The 2,062-nt window shown below is 60.7% G+C and carries 1 protein-coding gene and 1 pseudogene; both read left to right on the top strand.

From position 1 onward, the window contains the following. Nucleotides 1–502: pseudogene (locus H0248_RS22275) on the top strand (DNA primase); the annotation flags it as partial. 33 nt (nt 503–535) lie between these two features. Beyond that, complete coding sequence (xerC, locus tag H0248_RS20570; protein WP_180787303.1) at nt 536–1,594, top strand: site-specific tyrosine recombinase XerC; 1,059 nt, start codon at nt 536–538, stop codon at nt 1,592–1,594. The last annotated feature ends 468 nt before the right edge of the window (nt 1,595–2,062 follow it).

Below are 2,062 nucleotides of genomic sequence, written 5' to 3' on the forward strand. Positions count from 1 at the left end.
CCGGACGCTGGATGAAATGCCGCCGCAGACACGCAAGCTGTTGCTGCTGATACAGGGGATGGTGAATCAGTTAGCGCATGCGCAGAACAAAAAACCGGGCGAGGTGCGCTTCACTCGGCGGGATATCCGCAACGCGACACAGTGGAGTGACAGTCAGCTTAAGCTGCACTGCCTGAGACTGGCTGAAATGGAATACCTGCTGGTTCATGGCGGCAGTCGCGGGCATCTGTTGCAGTACGAACTGCTGTGGGATGGCACAGTGCCGGAAGGGGCGCACCTGTGCGGGTTAATCGAGCCGGAAGTCAGTGAAAAAGACGGGTACGACTTGCGCAAGTCTGGGTCTGGTAATGGCAAGTCGGGGTCAAGTCTGCCCCAAGTCGGGGCTAAGTCTGGGTCAGTAAAACCGCGCCAAGCCGCAGCCGATAAGGGTTCATCTGTCGCAAGTCGGGTTAACGGTAAAAGCATGGTTCCGGCAAAGCCAGCTAAGCGCATCGCATCGTAGTTCCCTTCTTCTCACTTCGCAGGACGCGCCGCCATGGCCAAGCCCAAACCACCCAGCCCGGAAGCCCTTTACCTTAGCGGCCTGTCTCAGACGCTGCGCCAGTACACCACGGCTTATCTCGAACACCTGAGCGTGACGAACCACAGCCCGCGCACGGTGGAAGGATACGGCGAACGGCTGCGCCCGTTCGTGACGTGGTGTGAAGAGCGGGGACTGATGCAGGCAGCACAGGTAAGTCTGGCAGTGCTGGAAGCCTATCAGCGGCATCTGCACGGCTACCGCAAAGCGGACGGCAAACCGCTGGCACAGGGCGGGCAACTTAACCGCCTGACGGCCATCCGTATGCTGTTCCGCTGGCTGCTGCAACGGTACCATATCCTGTACAACCCCGCCGAACAGATAACACTGCCGAAAGCGGAGAAGCGATTACCGGCGCAGATACTGAGCGAGGAAGAAACTGAGGCGGTGATGGACGCGCAGAACACCGAGACATTAACCGGACTGCGTAACCGCGCCGTGCTGGAAATGCTGTGGAGCACGGGACTGAGGCGGTCAGAGTTGTCCGGGCTGATGCTGAACGATGTGGACGTGGGGCGCGGGGTTCTGATCGTCAGACAGGGCAAGGGGAACAAAGACCGGGTGGTGCCAGTGGGGCTGCGGGCGCTGGTCTGGGTGCAGCGCTATCTGGACGCGGTGCGGCCAAGGCTGACGACAAAACACGACAGCGGTTATCTGTTCGTCACGATATGGGGAAAAAAACTGGCGCGGTCAACGCTGACGATACTGGCAGGCAGGGCGATACGGGATGACGCGCACCTGAAAAAAGCGGGAGCGTGTCATGTGTTCCGGCACTCGATGGCAACACAGATGCTGGAGAACGGCGCGGACACGCGACACATCCAGGCGATACTCGGCCATGAAAAGCTGGAGACAACGCAGATATACACCCGTGTGGCTATCGGGCATCTGAAAGCGGTGCATGAGAAGACGCATCCGGCAGAGCGGAAGCCGAAAACGCGACGCAGGAAAAAACGCAAACCGGGTGAGCCTAAGCCGGACGCTACTGTGCAGCCGGATAGCCCGAAAAAGTAGATCTCTCCCTTCAAGGTCGCTGGTACGGTGCAGGGCAACAGGCGCGCCGTCCGTGGCGCACCTCTTGCCGTGTTCGGCCTCATCGCCCCGGCGGTAAATGCCGCCCGGCCAGCGCTCACCGTCATCACGCCCTGCAAGCATCGTTGCTGGCCGAACGTCATTCAACATAATGTGGCATTACGCGCAAGTTGCTGAACGCAACCCACGCGTAACACACATTATGTCGGCGCCGGTTGAGTAATGGGCGCGTTGCGGCTACTTCGGCCACGGTGTGCGGCTGGCCGCCGGGGTTCGGCTCTGTGGTGCGGTGTGGCGCACAGGGCTGCGCCCTCTGCTGTCGGCCCCGGTGTTCCTTCCCTGGCTCTCACGGTGTGGCCGCCCTCCCTGGCGGCGGAAACGCCGGTGTCAGCCTTCAAGCAATGTCAACATCAAGGTCAACCCCACAGCAGAAGCCGCTCCTTCGTCACG

Origin of the sequence: Pectobacterium brasiliense, assembly GCF_013449685.1 — a bacterium.
Lineage (GTDB): Bacteria > Pseudomonadota > Gammaproteobacteria > Enterobacterales > Enterobacteriaceae > Pectobacterium > Pectobacterium brasiliense_A.